Below are 15,648 nucleotides of genomic sequence, written 5' to 3' on the forward strand. Positions count from 1 at the left end.
CCGATGTTCGGTTCCATGCGATTGCGGGCATGCGGCATATCTGCCTCCGCTCCGGTTGGCCTTAGCCAGATACCGCGAAACGATCAGATCGGCGGCAGGTTCCTTGGCCGCTTTCACCGGCGCGACCCTCACGATTCTCGCGGAGACTTTGCAGGCTGAAGGAACAGCAGAATTATGATGCGCTGCGCTGGCCACGGACCGGTATCGCAACTGACGCTGCGCCGGAGCCCTTTAAGGTCGCCTGCGGTCTGGCTGCGGGGACGTTGGAAATCGTCGACACAGCGGCCGGCGAGCGGATGCGGCTGACCATAGAACGGCACACCGATGATTTGACAGCGACGGTGATCATCGACCGGCCCAACGGGCCAGAGACGCTTCGCCTCGAAGCCGTCGCCGACAACCATCATCGGCTTGAGAGTACGGTGGCTCCGGCCGAGCCGCATGAGTTCCAGGCAAGTCTGGTGCTGACCGCGAAAGATCGCGAACAGGTGCTGCCGTTCACGATGGTCGAACCCGAAGGTCACCATCATTAGGTCGACTGGCGGATGTGCGGTTTAATGACCGATCTCGCGGCCTATGCTGGTCTGTTCCTGGCGGCCTTGCTCGCCGCCACGATCCTGCCGATGCAATCGGAAGCAGTGCTGGTCGGGCTGCTGCTTGCGGATTATTCGCCCTGGCCAATCATCGCCGTCGCGAGCGTCGGCAACGTACTTGGATCGGTGATCAACTGGCTGCTCGGGCGAGGCATCGAGCGCTTCCGGAGCCAACGGTGGTTTCCGATGAACCAAGCGCAACTGGAGCGCGCGCAAGTGTGGTATCGCCGCTACGGAAAGTGGTCGCTCCTGCTGAGTTGGCTGCCGGTTGTCGGTGATCCGCTAGCCGTCGTCGCGGGCGTCCTGCGCGAGCCTTTTCGGGTTTTCCTTTTGCTGGTCACTGCCGCCAAGGTCGGCCGTTATCTTGTTCTTGCCGCCGTGACGCTGAGCGTCATCTGACCTCGCGAAGCTTCTCCAACCTGAGCGGGTTAGGCCCGACTGGTTCGAAGGAGCCAGCCCAAGAGCCACGTCTGATACAGGCGGTCGGGAAGCCTAGCCTTTCTTGACGGCGACCTTGTCAAGGGGCCGCGCGCAGTCCTTTCGCCAGCTGCTGCGCGTCGCGGGACCGGCCAACCAAGCTAAGGCACAGCGCGCGAAGGGCTTCAGCCAACGTCGACATTGTTAAGACATTCCTGTGGCCGCGCGCCAAGCCTGCACAACGAAGCTGTGCTGGTTCCAGATCATCAGCGCTCCACTGACTGCCATGAGCGCGACCACAAGGCCGCGGAACTGTCGTCCACTCAGGCGCTCGAGCCAGCGCTTGGCCAGCAGATTGGCAAGCGCAGCGCCCAAACCCGCGGCTGCGCCGTACATGGCCGCCTGACCCCCGAGCGCGCCAAGTCCGGTGAATACCGCGATCTTGACGACATCGGTCACAAACGAGTTCACCGATTTCGTGGCGACCAACGTCTCCTTCTCCGAACCGTAGTTCAGATAGAGCGAATTCAGGACGGGTCCCACCGTGCCCATCAGCGCCGACAACAGCGCGACGATCAGGCCGGCCGGGAGGAACCACCAGCGGCGGACTCGGTAGCTCCGCTCGCGCGCCCCGCCGCGAAATTCCCAGACTGCACTGATCAGATAGATCCCTATGAGTATCTGGAGCCATTCCGCCCGACTGTTGGCGAAGAGCCAGGAGCCCGCCGCGGCACCGGCGATGGCGCCCGGCAGATACCAACGGACCAGGCTCCAATCGATGTCGCGCCGAAAGGCCAGGGCGCGGATGGGATTGCCGATGAGCTCGGTCAAGGTGATGACCGGCGCAACTGCGGCGCTCCCTGTGATGAAAGTCACGGCGGGGATCAGCAATAGGCCTCCGCCTCCGGCCGAGAGGGTGTTCAGCGTCCAGGTGAGAAACCCCGCCAAAGCCAGGAGGCCGAGTCTAACCCAGTCCATCCGATCAGAACGAAGCGGGCCTTCGATCGTTCCGAACGCATCGGTTCGCAAAAGCCCGGCCCGCCGCTCGTGTGCGATGGAAAGGCGATCTCCGGCGGAATGCTGGTGGCAGAAAGACGCCCTGCCAGAGAACAATTCCCGAGGCGGCGGGAAGAAGGCCGGCGATCGCTCCGAGCCGGCCGAACTCCGCCGTTGGACGGGCCACCAATCTAGCTCTTCTTGACGGCGACCTTGTCGAGGGCTGCGCGCAGGCCTTTCGCCAGCTTCTGCACATCGTCGTTCGCCCAGAAATGCATAAAGAAGAGCCGCGGCTGCTCATCGAGCATGTGGCTATGCAGTGCGGTGATCTCGATGCCGTTGTCCTGCATGGCTTTGATAATCGGATTGACCTCCTTTGCGGTCAGCACAAAATCACCCGTGATCGCCGCCTTGCCGCCACCTGTCGATTGGAAGTTGATCGCTATTGCCGAGCCCATGGCCGCCGGCACTTCCATTCCATTTTCCTCGACCGGCTTAGCGCGCGGGATCGTGAACTGGTAGATCGCGCCATTGGCTTTACCCTTATAACCGATGGTTTGGTCGACACTGGCCGTGTCGAAGTCGATCTGCGGAGCGGCTTGCGGCTGGGCGCCGCCTCCCATCGGTGTTTTGCTCAGCGCCAATCCGGCATGAAGCGCTGTTGCGAGGCGTAACCGGGTCGCCTTGGCCGAAGACGTGCATGTAGAGTGTCATCGGCTCCGCGCGTAGCAAGTGGTTGTGCACCGCAGTGATCTCGATCCCACCTTCTTCAAGCTTCTTCATGACCGGGTTCACCTCGTCCTGCGTCAGAACGATGTCGCCCATGACCATGGCCTGTTTCCCCACGGGTTCGAACGCAATCCAGCCTCCAAGCGCAAATCCTGGTTTCAGGGCCACGCCATCGAGCGATACCTTCAGGTCCGTTCGAGGCAAGCCCACCCGGTAGACGCCATCAGGCGTCTCTGCTCCGGATTTGCCTAGCGTCTTCGCGATTGTTTGCCAATCGTGTGCCGCCGATGCCGGTTGGAGCAGCGCCGACATCGCAATCAGCATTGCTCCCGTCACGAGTTTTGCATGCATGGGATTTCTCCTTGTGATCTGCCCCCATTGCCCAATTCGTCATGCGGCTGCTGGCTTCGTGGCGGGAGGGTCGGCGCCGCGCATGATCGCGGCAATGATTACGATCGCCGGGTCGCGCTCGAGCCCATTTTTGGATCGGGCTCGCCGGCATATGGAATCCTGTCGGCCGTATCATAATCCTCATTGCACCAGCGCCCCACGACGTCGCCGACCGAAAGGTTCTTTCTCGCCCATTTTTCCAGTTCGGCAAACCGCTTCGCCACGTCGCCGTCATAGGCATCCATGCTGCCGAGACGGTAGCCGGGATATGGGCTGCTCAAATCCTCCTGCATCTTCCAGATCACGCCGCGGCCGGGGACCACAAATGCCGGGTGAATGCCGCGCGCCAGCGCAATGCCGCGCTTGCGGTATTCCGGCTTCAGATCGCCGAGACGCGCCAGGGCGAACAGCCACATCGCCAGATAGTGGAAATACTGGCCGTCGCGATCCGCCGCTTCGCCGATCCTCAGTCCGCGCCGGCGGCCGAGCATACGCTCGACATCGGCCACCAGCCGCTCGGCTTCGCCCAGCCAGCGCTCTTCGCCAGTTTCCGCATAAAGCGAGACGTAGAGCACGACCCCGAATGCATCGGTCCACAGATATCGCAAGCCGTTGGGCCAGATGCCTTCGCCGCGCATCCAGTCGAGTTTTTGCAGGACATAATCGACGTCACGCAGCATTGCACCAAGCCCCGAATCCACGGCAGACTTTGCCGATGTTCGGTTCCATGCGATTGCGGGCATGCGGCATATCTGCCTCCGCTCCGGTTGGCCTTAGCCAGATACCGCGAAACGATCTGATCGGCGGCAGGTTCCTTGGCCATCTCGGCAAGGACAGATGGGGCGGCATTCCCGGGGCGGCGTAGGCGAGATAACCAAGACTGGTCGAGTGCGATACACGCACTCGCAGCCAGGATTGTTTCAAGAAGCGATCTCATGACGACGCGCAAAGGAAGGCAAAAAGGTGACGCCGTTCAAGCAACAAGCTATCAAATTCGACTAATCCTCGGTGTCGGCAAGCCGCAAATGTGGTCAATTGCCTCCGTACATGACCTTCGGGAGCCAGACGACGATTGAGGGGAACACGATGCACAGTCCCACTCCGATCGCCTGCAGGCACAAGAAGGGGACTGCGGATCGAAAGATCGTCGCCATCGAGATCTCCGGCGGCGCAACGCTCTTCAGATAGAACAGCGAATAGCCGAAAGGCGGGCTAAGGAACGCCATCTGCATGTTGACCATGAAAATGACACCATACCACAGTGGCACGTCTTCAGGAGCCACACCGGCTAGCCCAAACGTGCCGCTGAATTCGAGTGGCTTTAGGATGGGCAGAAATATCGGTACGGTGAGAAGGAGAATGCCCACCCAGTCCAGAAACATGCCCAGGACGAACAGAATGATCATCATCAGAACAAGAACGCCGTAAGGCGCCAAGCCTGTTCCGAGTATCGATTCGGCTACGAAGTTCTGCCCACCTTTCAGGATAAAGAAACCGACGAACATGGTGGCGCCGAAGAATATCCACATGACCATCGCCGTGGCCTTGAGCGTCGCGACACAGGCCTCCCGGATCGTGTCCCAGGTCAGGCGCCGATGTGCGGCGCAGACGATGAAAGCCCCGAACGTACCGATGCCGGCGGCTTCGACCGGCGTGGCAATGCCCATGAAGATGACCCCGAGCACAAGCAGGATCAGCAGTATCGGCATGAACGTCCGGCGCAAAAGCTTGAGTTTTTGGGCGAAGTCAATGCGCTCGTTCGGCGGCAACGCCGGGCCGAGTTTGGGGTCGATGTAACAGCGCGCCGTCACGTAGGCGACATACATCCCGGACAGCAGCAGCCCGGGAAATACCGACCCGATCAAAAGCTCGCCCAGCGACTGCTGCGCCACGACGGCATAGACGATCGCCATGACGGAAGGGGGTATGAGAATGCCAAGGGTCCCGCCAGCAAGAAGCGAGCCGCAGGCGAGCTTGGCGTCGTAGTTGCGGCGCAGCATGGCCGGGAGCGCGATCATGCCCATCGTCACTTCCGTCGCCCCGACGACACCGACCATCGCGGCCAGCAGCGTGCAGGAGATCACCGTGGCCGATGCGAGCCCGCCTTTGAGTCCGCCCAGCCATTTGTAGACGACATCGAACAGCTCCTCGATGATGCCCGCCTTCTCGAGAATCGCGGCCATGAAGATGAAAAGCGGCACCGCCGAGAGCTGATAATCCGTCATGAACGGGAAGACCCGAGACGGCAGCATGTTCAGCATGGCCGAATTGCCGAACAGAAAGAGGAAAAGCACGGCAAGGCTGCCGGTGCAAAAGGCCATCGGTAATCCGAGCAGCAAAAGTACGCCCAGACCCCCGAACATCAATATGCTGAGCCACAGGATCGGAAGCTCGAGGCCCATCGCTCAGCCGATCCTTCCAAATGCAGTGGCGATGTCTCGCATCAGCCGGGATAGGCCCTGAAGCAACAGGAGCGCTGCCCCGATGGGGATCGCGAGCTTTACCGGCCAGTATTGGATGCCCCATTCGGTGAATGAGCGTTCGCCAACCGCCGTGGCATCGCTCGCAAATCGCCATCCTGTGACCAGCATGGTGCCGGTGAACAAGAAGAAGAAGGCCGAGGTGATGATGTCGCAGACAGCACGACCGCGTTCGGAGAGATGGCTGTAGACGATGTCTACCCTGACATGCGTTTCGTCACGGTAGGCATAGGCGCCTGCCAGCATGTACTGGATGCCGAACATAAGAAACATGCTTTCATGCACCCAGTTGGTCGGTGAGTTGAAAACAAAACGGGCCACCACTTCGTAGTAGTACGCCACCACTGCGAGAACCGACCAATACGCGACGAACTCGCCCGTCACGCGTACCAGCCAGTCGACCGGCTGGAACAACGCGAGCGGTTGCTTGACGGGCGTGGCTGGCACATCGACTACGAGCGGATGGTCGGCCGCGGCGCGCGCGATCTCACGGGTGCGGGTGCGCCGCACAAGACCGGGTATTAGAAGGGCGTCGCCTGCGAGAGCGAGACCAAGCAGGAGTCCGGCAATTCGGCCAATGCTGTTGGCGCGCTCGAGCCCATGGGCGGCGGCGCTCAGATTATCGCGCGCCACCGTGGCGTCTGCCTCAGCTTTCGCCAGGTGATCGGCAGCGCCTTCTTTGCTGGCTGCTACATCTGCCTTGGCACGCGGCAACAGCCTTTCGGCGTGTTCGCTCAGGGATCGCGCGAGCGACACTGCCTCACGTCCGTCGCGTACCTGGGCGCTCGTCCAAAGCACTGCAATGAACAGCGGGATAAAAATGAATCCCCACCTGCTCTTCAGATAAAACCGGTGCATGCCGAGGAAGCCTGCAGTGACCAGGAACAGGTAAGCAAGAAAGAGATTTGGACGGCCGGCATCGCGCTGTGCCCGCTCGCGATGGACAAGGAAGACCGCAACGAGCGGGAAAAGCACGAGGCTTGACCAGTATAGCCAGTGCGGCAGCACAAATGTGAGTGAGGGCATCGGCGACTGCCTCTTGCAGGAGAGTGCGCCCGCCCGGACAGGACGGGCGCGGAGAGCCTCAGAGGTCGATCGACAATCCCTGATACATGTCCGGCGTCACGTAACCGACGGTCGGGTTCTCCATCACCTCAAGCTGCAGTTTGAAGATGCGCGCCGCGTCCTTATCCTTGTTGGCCCACTCGAACCAGATTGGCACCGCGATTTCCTGGAACTTCTGGAGGTCCTCCGGTCCAAGCCGATTGATTTCAATGCCGGCATCCAGGAATTTCTGCCAGGCCTCCATGTCGGCCTTCTGGATGGCCCCGAAATGGACATTGGAATAGACTTGGATTTCGTCTTCCACGAACTTCTTGAGGTTGTCCGGGAGTTGGTTCCAGACATTCATGTTGACGGCAAAGTCCATCAGGTCGACGGGCTGGTATACGGACATCAGACCGGCTGGGCCCATGGAAATGTACTTGGTCACCTGCTGGAACCCGAGCGCCCAGTTTACCGCCGGCCCAGTGTAGTCGGCTGCATCGATCGTGCCTTTCTCCAGCGCGGAGAACACCTCGCCGCCCGGCAGCAGCGTCGTCTTGGCGCCGGCTTTTGCGAATGTCTCGGCGATCATGCCGCCAGGCACGCGCAGCTTCAGGTCTCTGAAATCCTCGATCGAGCGGATCGGTGTCTTTGAGTGGATGATGTTCGGGCCGTGATGAATGCGGTTGACGTAGTAAAGACCTTGTTTCGCATAAAGGTCGCGCGCGGCCTGCAGACCACCTTTCGAATAGAAAAAGATGTCCCATTCGTGCGGATAGCGTAGCCCCATCGTGTAAGAGGAGAGGAACGCCGCAGCGGGAAGCTTACCGGCCCAGTAAAGTGAAAACGAGTTCATCGCTTCCAGAACGCCGTTCTTCACCCCGTCGAGGAGTTCGAAGTCACCAACGATGTCCTTTGCCTTGAACGGCTGAAATTCGAGTTGGCCTCCAGTCTTTTCCTTGATGGTCCCACACCAGCTCTGGAAAGTTTCAAGTCCGACGCCAGCCGGCCACGAGGTTTGAATTTTCCAGATGATTGTGTCAGCGGCTCCTGCCCTTCGAACCCAGGGAGCGGTAACCGCCGTCGCCGTCAGCCCGGCGACAAGTCCGCTCGACTTCAGAAAGCTTCGCCTTGATTTGGAATGCGATTCTCCGTCCATTGTCTTCCTCCCTGTTCGGCAAACGATAGGCCCACCGCCGGTCTCAAAAACTGAAAACCAATGACACATCCTTTTTGAGGGATCAGAGCATGCCAGCGCCACGAACGACAGAGAAAGAAACGGCGCAGCATGCAAATAACATAGCGCGACGCAAGCATTTTCAACCACTGCGCGCCCGACCCGTAATATGCTCGTGCGGTTTCAATAAATCCACGGTTTTAGTGGGTTATCGGCTAGTCAACGCGGCGTTCCTTCGGCTTATACGAAGCTCGGTGCGGCTTCCGTCCCTGCTTCTCAAGCCGAAACATTGGCCGGGTGACTGCACTCCATGGTCCTGGTCTGCGTCCGCTGCCTGGTTCGAGTGATGCGCATCGGTAGGGCTCTCTACCCCGAGCAATCGCGTGACTGGCTATTCCCAGCAGAGAGCGAACGCGGTCACGTCATCGAGCACAAGGAGAAACGCAGCGATCTGTCGAAATGGGGGAATGACCTGCGGCAGACTTTCCGGACAATCGCCCAGGCTGCAGGCGTTGCGGAGTTGGACGTCCATCTTCTGATGAACCACTCGATCCCGGGGGTTAACGCAGGCTACATCACGCGCAACAAGCTGCTGAAGCGATCACCTGCGACAGCAACAGGAAGCAATCTCACGTTGGATGCTCGAAGCTGGGCGGTCGCGAGGGAATCAAACGAGGCTTCGCGCCTGGCCCGTCCTTCCCAGCAGGCGCCTACTTTCTGAGCTGATGAGCGGCAAGGATTAGCGGCATCAAACGTGTTCGGGGGGTCGAGTCGGTAGAGCGCTACCGCCTTTCCCCACACTCGTCGAGCTGCCAATTCAAGCTGCGTTGCTGCCGGTGAGCAGAGTCCGCTTGCCGGCGCGCCATATGAAGCACTATAGCAAGGAAAATCGTAAGCGGTGTTTCCGCGCGCCAAAACAAGATCGCCAGAGACGGGCTGTATGGGTCCGGTGACAAGTGTGCGCATGTGAAATGCCGCGACCCGGCGGGTAGAGAATTCACGTTTAGCTCTCTTCTAGTCCCGCGAATTCTGGAATAAGACATTATATTCGCCCAAATTATACTTTAACTTGAGCTCCAAATTCTTTTTGCCCGTCCCTTTATCCACGAAGGGCGCGCCCCATGGCGGCAGAGACCGGCGCGCTGAGATACTCCCATGCTGACCTCGCTCCAGTTTCGATCATGACCTGCGTGCTCATCCCAGCTTGCAATGCTGCAGGCGCTGCTTTCAAAGACTCCGGTCTCAGAGCAATTCGAACTGAATAGAAAGCTTGACCGGTCCGAGGATCAATCAGTTGGTCAGCTGAAAGAGTGCGCATATCGCCGCTCATCGCTTGCTGGTAACGTCTGCTCACAGCGCTCAGCCAAACCATCGCGTAACCGCCGTCCCCTCCTCAGCTTGTCGCAGGATGAAGGCGATCTGCACCTCCGAAAACTTCAACTCAGTGGAAAATTCCAGCTCAGAACGGTCAGAAATCCGGGATGCAGGTCACTGCCGAACAGGTAGTCCAACCGCGGGATGCGAGAGCGCCTCAAACTCTGCCTTCGTTAGGTCTTGCTCGGTCTGAAACCACCGCGCCATGAGGACTCCGAGATCTTCGGGGATCCGCAACGCCTTTGCTTGGTCCCGCCCCAACTGCGCCAGGAATGCGCACCATTGATCGTATTCGGTTTTGCCGGTGTCGCTCTTCCACTCAACATAGGCATGCTGGGCCAGAGTCTTAATTTCGTCGGTGGGGATCGGTTCGATGCCGTAACGGTATGCGCCTTGCAGGACCTGATAGCCGAATACAAGCAGAGCGCCGGCCCAGTCCAGCGCACTCCGTCTCAAACGCCGGTTGATGCTGACAGAGAATCCCTCGGTTTCAACCTCATGCCACCAATCGACCGGCATATACAAAACGTCACCTGCATTCAGTACGGCAATCTCTCCATGCAGTTGATTCAACAACGGGAACTGGTCAAAATCGGGATTATTCAAATCCACAAGCGCCCGCCTGGGCTTGTCGGCCGTCTTTTCATGCTGCGGATAGATGAAACTATAATCCCAAGGGGGGAACATTTTTACGGCTTTTGTCCCGTGTAGCTGCACCAGGAATGCGTACCAATGATCATAATGCGCCTTGGCGGTAACCCCTTCGGAAGCAACATAGGGAGACGAGCCAACGAACTCCAGGTCGCTTGGCCAAGGCAATGCCTCCAGAAGACTGCTCGGGACTTTCCCACCAAACATGTAGTAGCGCTCGTTTGCATCGATCAGTGGTTGCCATTCCCCCTGGCCTAGGATCCGCTCGAACAACTCACGGAAGGTCATTTCGTGTGTCATCCCGCTCTTGCGTAAGACATAGGATGCAGTGGAAACCGTGGTCTCGTCCCCTGGAACCACCGTAACCTGCCCGGTATGCCGCGCCCATTTGGGGTCATCCAATCCCCAACCGTCGGAGGCTGCAACCCAGCCTCGAACAACAAACGGCCGATTTTGTCGGATTGCCGTGGAGATTTGCTTGCTGTCAATCTCCTCGATCGGTTTCATGTTAAGCTTTGGCGTTTCGCGAGCTGATTCAGCGAGTTTGGCGTTGCTGGCCATGGTTTCCACCCTTATTGAGATGACCTTAATCAAAGAAATGAAATACAAATTGCGTTTCAGTTGGATGATATGTGGCTGTCGGGAGCAATGTCGTCGTGCATTCGAATGGCAGCGATCCAGACACTTGGTGTTCAATGGCCGTGCTGATCGACGAAAGCCGTCAACTGGCAGCGGGATACGCCGATGGCCTGGCAGAGCTTGGCGCTGTTTCCATTCCTCACCGTGCGCGAGAATGTCGAGTTCGGCCTGCGCATGCGCGGCGTCGACAGGGCCGAGCGGCGGCGACGCGTCGACTGGTGGCCGCGAATCTGGGAGAAGACATAATACTCGATACTCGCCCCAATTATACTTGAACGGGAGCGTAAAAGTCTTTGTCTATTGCTCGTTCTCTTTATTCACGAAGAGCACGTCCCATAGCGGCATAGACCGGCGCGCTGAGATACTCCCATGCTGACCTCGCTCCAGTTTCGATCATGACCTGTGTGCCCATTCCAGCTTGCAATGCTCCAGGCTTCAAAGACTCCGGCCTCAGAACAATTCGGACTGAATAAAAAGCCTGACCGGTCCGAGGGTCAATTAGCCGGTCAGCTGAAAGAGTGCGAACGTCACCGCTCATCGGTTGCTGGTAACGTCTGTTCACAGCGCTAAGCCACACCGTCGCGTGCAGCCCCACTTTCACCTGATCGACGTCGAGGGGGTCAACGTTTGCCACAACAACGAAGCTATCCTCCTGAGGGACGATGTCCATCAGCGGCTCTCCCGCCGTTACGACCCCTCCGTTCGTGTGGACCTTAAGTCCCACTATGGTGCCTCCGATAGGAGCACGTATCTCGGTACGCGTCGCCACGTCATCAGCAGCGGCCATTCGCTGCTCGTATTCGTATATTTTGGCGCGGGTTTCTCCTAGTGTCTCGACGATATCGGCCGTCGTCGAGGCGCTAAGTTCGGCAATCTTGAATTTCGTCTCCTCCATCTTTTGCTGGGTCGCGCCGATCGACGCTACATACCCGCTTAGGGCACCTCCCACGTCCGCCTTTTCTCTTTCCAAATCTACAAGGCGCGTCCTGACTACCAACTTCCTTTCGTACAGGCTGCGCACATCACCTAATTGCTCCTCGATCAGCTCGAGCTTCCGGGTAGCCGCTACCGCTTGCCCTTCAAAACCCTCTATCTCCTTCGCCATGCTTCTGGTTGCTTGCTGCAGCAGGGAGAGCTGCTCTCTGAAGAGGTTTTGACGTGTCCGAAAGACACTCTCCTGCCCGGAAACAGCATCCGCTGCCAATTTGCCGGACGCTTTCAATTCAGGCGGAATTTCGATCGAGTCCTTTCCATCTCTTTCCGCGACCAAGCGCGCTTCCGTAGCCTTCGCCTCGTACCACTGCGCCTTGATTTCATTTGCAGCAGCCGCCGAAGCGGTGTTTTGCAATCGTATCAACACCTGGCCTGGCGACACGCGATCTCCTTCTTGAGCCAATATCTCTGATATGATGCCGCCTTCGAGGTGCTGAACTGTCTTTACGTTTGACGCGACATTCACCACCCCGGTGGCCAAGACCGCACCCTGGATAGGTGCCGCGACAAGCCACATGCCGGTCAGGGTCGAGAAGGCAGCGACAATCGCGAAACCAGAGATCACTAAACGCCTACCAAACGGCGGCGGATCTTCGGCTCGCTGGGTACCGGGGTGTTTGGTGCCAAGGGCGAGCGAAGCTATCACTTAACGCTCCGCAATTCAGTTTTCCCGAAAGCAACGGGACGAACGGAACCTCCGGTGAGCTCGGGCGATCGACTTCCTAGGATCAGCGACCTATCAACTAATCCGGCAAGACGGTTGGTCTGTCCGGATATGGTGACAATTACCGAGCTTCCCGCATCCTTCATAAGCCTAACCGCCGACTCGAGGGTCTTCTTCGAGGCAGCGTCCAAATTGGCGAATGGCTCGTCCAAGACAATAAGTCTCGGCGCGCGAAAGAGCGCGCGGGCAAGGGCTACTCGCTTCCGTTCACTCCCGGACAGGCCGACCGAGTCGTTAAGCAAAGTGTCATAACCCTGGCCCAGACGAATGATAACTTCGTGTATTCCGGCTATTTTTGCTGCGGAAACCACGTCATCGATAGAACTTTGTTGAAAACGTGCAATATTTTCCGCGACGGTTCCGTCAAAAAGTTCAACGTGCTGAGGTAAATAGCCGATGCCTCCAACTCTAACATTATCCGGAAGCCTGGTTATGTCCATGTCTCCCAAGCGGATCTGACCGGTGCGGGGCTTGAGCAAACCGATGAGAAGACGAGAAAGCGTCGTCTTGCCGGTGGCTGCACGTCCTATGACCAGCAGCAATTCCCCAGGAGCCAGAGAAAGCGACAGTTTCCTAAATACGTCTGCTCGCGATCCAGCATGCCTGAATGTAACTTGATCGAGAACTAACGAGCCTTGCGGCGTTCCAGGAAGCAGGGACGGCTCTACGTCCAACGGTTTGGCAAGCTCCGCCTTGATCTGAGAGTATCCCTCCCGCGCTTCCCTGAGGCTTCTGAGCTCCCGAACTGCCTTTTCCACCATTCTGTAAGCAAATCTGGCAATGAGCCGGGCTGCAAATACGCCTCCGAGGGACGCCGAATCGTTCAGGAACAGCCAGATGCCCGATGCCAATAGAACTATGTAAACGCAACGGTTCAGCGCCCGGATCGCTGCATCAAGGCTCGATCCTCTGGCATTAAGCCGCTCCCGCTGCAAAAAGCCATCTACTCTGTTCCTACCCCAGCGACCGGCGATCGCGTCGGCCATTGCGAAGGCGCCGACTACGTCTTTGTGCCTTTCCGCTGAGATCAATACCTCTTTCGCCTGCTTGGCAGCTTCACGTTCAGCTTGGCGAGGCTCTTGTGTGATCTTTTCTTTGAGCAGGCTCATACCTGTCAACAAAGCCATGCCTGCCAACGCGATCAGGCCGAGAACAGGATGGATCAAGTATACACATAACAGGAAAACGGGAGCCCAGACCACGTCCAGCCAAGCAGCTAGCCCTCGCTCAACAAAGCTGGAGACTTTCTCGATGCTGGTCAGAAGCGGCGGATTGGGGACGCCTGCCGTCAATCCGGCTTTCACGGACTGGCTGGTCAAGTGGTGCTCGATCCAAACGCTCCAGCGGGAAAGCATACGACGACGAATGGCTTCCAGCACGACGCCGGTTACCAGAGCGAGCAAGGCGGCCAAGGTCAGAATAACGAGGGTTTCCACGCTGCGGCTGGAAATGACCCGGTCGAATATTTGTATAAAATAAAGCGGCCCAGCAAATCGGAGCGCATTGATACAGACACCAAAACCCACAACCGCAGCAAGGCCAGGTATCGACCTTCGCCACATTTCGCTGAGGGGGGCGCTGTACCGCCGCCTACCTCGTGTTCTCAGCAAGGACACCGTCTTTCACGCCCGTCCAAGCGGGGCATGCTGGTCGGGGTCCTCGTTGAAAATTCCCGAGAAATTCATGATCATCCCATCCAAATCGTCATGAGGGCTCAAAGCAGGTCCCGCAAGAACATTTGGCTGAAGCCGATTTGCTGCCCAAAGGCGTTCATCGTGATCAACTGCCTCGAACATCGACCAAGCTCCGCTCACGAGGTTGTACATTTGGGTGGCGGACAGGGGAGGGCACCCGAGGGCTTGGACCAGGCTGCCCAGAGATGACTTGAGGGCTCCACGGGTTTTTGCCAGCACTGCCGCTTCTATCAACTCAGCGGGCGCCTGGATCGACATAAACGCGGGGTTCGAGCTTTGCGATAGCAACTCGGGTAAGGTGACCGAGACGCTCCCAAAGGGACTGGGCCATGTCGCCCTGCTGTCACTGGCAGGCCTTCCCGGACCAGGTGTTTCTCCCAACTCTGCCTGAATCAGTTCGTGCGCAAGCTTCCTCAAAAAATCAATTCGCAGCTGGGAAGAGTAGGCTCGACCTTGGTCGAGTGCCGTCATTGGATTTGGGGAATCAGCAATACGCCGTAGATATGGATTATTGCCCTGTCCGTTAGCCAGTTTTTCAGAAGCGCGAGCCTTTAGAACGGGGCTGAGTGCCCCATCCTGGAGCTCCCATGGGGAATAGACATGCAGGCCAGTGGCTTCTTCAGCCTCCCTCACACCGAGCGGCGATCGGCCGATCCTGCCACTAATTGCAAGTACCTTGTGGCCAGCAGCGCGGAGGGTATCAACTCCATACTTTGCTCCCATCGCGTCATAGGAAGCGAAAATCGCGCCAAGAGCCATGCTCCGAAAAGATTCAGCCAGAATTAGCTCGGAAGTTTCCTTCTGCTGCAGCCCATCGGCAATCTCAATAACAGCGACGTCACATCCATTTTCAGCGGCATGGTTCAGTAGGCGGAAAGCACCCTTCTCAATCAACTCTACCGGGGCTAAATACGTCGTTGCAAATCCGGCATCTGTGAAATCAAGAACGATGTCGGCTCCGGCATCCCGCACAATCCAGGTGTCGCCACCCGAGCCAGTTCCTGTAATTTTCAGTGCCGCGACCTTCAGTCCCGCCTTTTTGAACCCTCGGACCAATGACGTTGCCGTCAATGTCTTGCCGGCGTTCATTGACGTCCCAAGCGACAGAACAATCGGCAGAGAAGGGGGTAAATCGTCTGAGCTGACCTTGTAATCCCACACGTTTAGCCGGCGGCCGAACTTGTCGCCAATCAGGCCGAGCGGGGTGATCTTGGTTGGCGCCAGCATGCGAGCATGCCTGGAAAGCTCACATGCCGCGATGCCGCCCCCCGCTACCAAGTCGCACGGCCCCAGATCGGGGCCTATTACCGCCTCGAACTGGTCAGGAGCGTACCTGTTTCCATAACAGAGGATTATCTCATCTCCGCGAAACATGATCGCCTTTCGCCCGCAGATGAGCTCCAGTCTGCTGTGATTGCCGAGTTCATCAACGCGCGCCAAAACAAGATCGCCAGCGACGGGCTGTATAGGTCCGGTAACGAGTGTGCGCATGTGAGATGCGGCGACCCGGCGGGTGGCGAATGCTCGTTTAGCTCTCTTCAGGCGCCCGCGCTTAATTCTTGAAACGGACATGAACCCCCCAACTTACATTTGGATGGCATTTAGAAGTCTTTTCTGTTCTATGTATAAGATTAAGCCCTTTTCTATACTCCTCTCCGTTTGCAATCGATTATCCAATAACCAATATGATTGGATAAATATGATTAGATAAATAGCATTAGATGCCTAAAATACATACCCAAGCTGA

Annotated in this window: 14 protein-coding genes and 1 pseudogene; 4 read left to right on the forward strand and 11 right to left on the reverse strand. The window is 57.9% G+C overall.

Features of this window, described 5'->3' with window-relative positions; genetic code table 11:
- Positions 1 to 263 precede the first annotated feature (263 nt).
- Positions 264 to 533, forward strand: coding sequence for a hypothetical protein (locus NKI16_RS04590; RefSeq protein ID WP_352841942.1), 270 nt, complete (start codon positions 264 to 266; stop codon positions 531 to 533).
- A gap of 24 nt (positions 534 to 557) precedes the next feature.
- Positions 558 to 992 carry a YqaA family protein gene (locus tag NKI16_RS04595; protein ID WP_352574868.1) on the forward strand — a complete coding sequence of 145 codons (435 nt, stop codon included), beginning with the start codon at positions 558 to 560 and terminating at the stop codon, positions 990 to 992.
- Between the two features lie 222 nt (positions 993 to 1,214).
- Here the strand turns inward: NKI16_RS04595 and NKI16_RS04600 are convergent, their stop codons facing one another.
- From NKI16_RS04600 to dctP, 6 genes and pseudogenes are all read right to left on the reverse strand, one after another.
- Positions 1,215 to 1,988: a sulfite exporter TauE/SafE family protein gene (locus NKI16_RS04600; RefSeq protein ID WP_352841986.1), complete on the reverse strand. Its 774-nt coding sequence runs from the start codon at positions 1,986 to 1,988 to the stop codon at positions 1,215 to 1,217.
- Between the two features lie 209 nt (positions 1,989 to 2,197).
- Positions 2,198 to 3,059: pseudogene (locus NKI16_RS04605) on the reverse strand (DUF1259 domain-containing protein).
- A gap of 125 nt (positions 3,060 to 3,184) precedes the next feature.
- The gene (locus NKI16_RS04610) at positions 3,185 to 3,805 is read right to left on the reverse strand and encodes a hypothetical protein (RefSeq protein ID WP_352841944.1); all 621 of its coding nucleotides are present in this window, start codon (positions 3,803 to 3,805) and stop codon (positions 3,185 to 3,187) included.
- Positions 3,806 to 4,156: 351 nt separating this feature from the next.
- Positions 4,157 to 5,527 carry a TRAP transporter large permease gene (locus NKI16_RS04615; protein WP_352458292.1) on the reverse strand — a complete coding sequence of 457 codons (1,371 nt, stop codon included), beginning with the start codon at positions 5,525 to 5,527 and terminating at the stop codon, positions 4,157 to 4,159.
- A gap of 3 nt (positions 5,528 to 5,530) precedes the next feature.
- On the reverse strand, positions 5,531 to 6,580 hold the full coding sequence (locus tag NKI16_RS04620; RefSeq protein ID WP_352589777.1) for a TRAP transporter small permease subunit: 1,050 nt from the start codon (positions 6,578 to 6,580) through the stop codon (positions 5,531 to 5,533).
- A gap of 109 nt (positions 6,581 to 6,689) precedes the next feature.
- Positions 6,690 to 7,976 carry a TRAP transporter substrate-binding protein DctP gene (dctP, locus tag NKI16_RS04625; protein ID WP_352634080.1) on the reverse strand — a complete coding sequence of 429 codons (1,287 nt, stop codon included), beginning with the start codon at positions 7,974 to 7,976 and terminating at the stop codon, positions 6,690 to 6,692.
- A gap of 196 nt (positions 7,977 to 8,172) precedes the next feature.
- Between dctP and NKI16_RS04630 the strand changes: the two genes are divergently transcribed.
- Complete coding sequence (locus NKI16_RS04630) at positions 8,173 to 8,547, forward strand: site-specific integrase (RefSeq protein ID WP_352589771.1); 375 nt, start codon at positions 8,173 to 8,175, stop codon at positions 8,545 to 8,547.
- A gap of 378 nt (positions 8,548 to 8,925) precedes the next feature.
- Here NKI16_RS04630 and NKI16_RS34045 read toward each other — a convergent pair whose 3' ends face one another.
- Complete coding sequence (locus NKI16_RS34045) at positions 8,926 to 9,198, reverse strand: beta-barrel domain-containing protein (RefSeq protein ID WP_502897332.1); 273 nt, start codon at positions 9,196 to 9,198, stop codon at positions 8,926 to 8,928.
- 116 nt (positions 9,199 to 9,314) lie between these two features.
- Positions 9,315 to 10,412: a cupin-like domain-containing protein gene (locus tag NKI16_RS04635; protein ID WP_352570606.1), complete on the reverse strand. Its 1,098-nt coding sequence runs from the start codon at positions 10,410 to 10,412 to the stop codon at positions 9,315 to 9,317.
- A 183-nt stretch (positions 10,413 to 10,595) separates the two neighbouring features.
- Between NKI16_RS04635 and NKI16_RS04640 the strand changes: the two genes are divergently transcribed.
- A complete protein-coding gene (locus NKI16_RS04640; RefSeq protein ID WP_352589768.1) occupies positions 10,596 to 10,736 on the forward strand; it encodes a hypothetical protein in 141 nt (46 codons plus the stop codon).
- Between the two features lie 67 nt (positions 10,737 to 10,803).
- Here the strand turns inward: NKI16_RS04640 and NKI16_RS04645 are convergent, their stop codons facing one another.
- Genes NKI16_RS04645 through NKI16_RS04655 form a run of 3 tightly spaced genes read right to left on the reverse strand, consistent with a single transcriptional unit; the run spans position 10,804 to position 15,392 of the window.
- Positions 10,804 to 12,129, reverse strand: a complete 1,326-nt coding sequence (locus tag NKI16_RS04645; RefSeq protein ID WP_352782663.1) for an HlyD family type I secretion periplasmic adaptor subunit — start codon at positions 12,127 to 12,129, stop codon at positions 10,804 to 10,806.
- The gene (locus tag NKI16_RS04650; RefSeq protein WP_352589762.1) at positions 12,126 to 13,769 is read right to left on the reverse strand and encodes an ATP-binding cassette domain-containing protein; all 1,644 of its coding nucleotides are present in this window, start codon (positions 13,767 to 13,769) and stop codon (positions 12,126 to 12,128) included. The genes NKI16_RS04645 and NKI16_RS04650 overlap by 4 nt, the downstream gene beginning before the upstream one ends.
- A 60-nt stretch (positions 13,770 to 13,829) precedes the next feature.
- A complete protein-coding gene (locus tag NKI16_RS04655) occupies positions 13,830 to 15,392 on the reverse strand; it encodes a hypothetical protein (RefSeq protein WP_352782660.1) in 1,563 nt (520 codons plus the stop codon).
- Between the last annotated feature and the right edge of the window lie 256 nt (positions 15,393 to 15,648).

The sequence above is a fragment of the Mesorhizobium sp. M0698 genome (genome assembly GCF_040320455.1).
Taxonomy (GTDB): Bacteria; Pseudomonadota; Alphaproteobacteria; order Rhizobiales; family Rhizobiaceae; genus Mesorhizobium.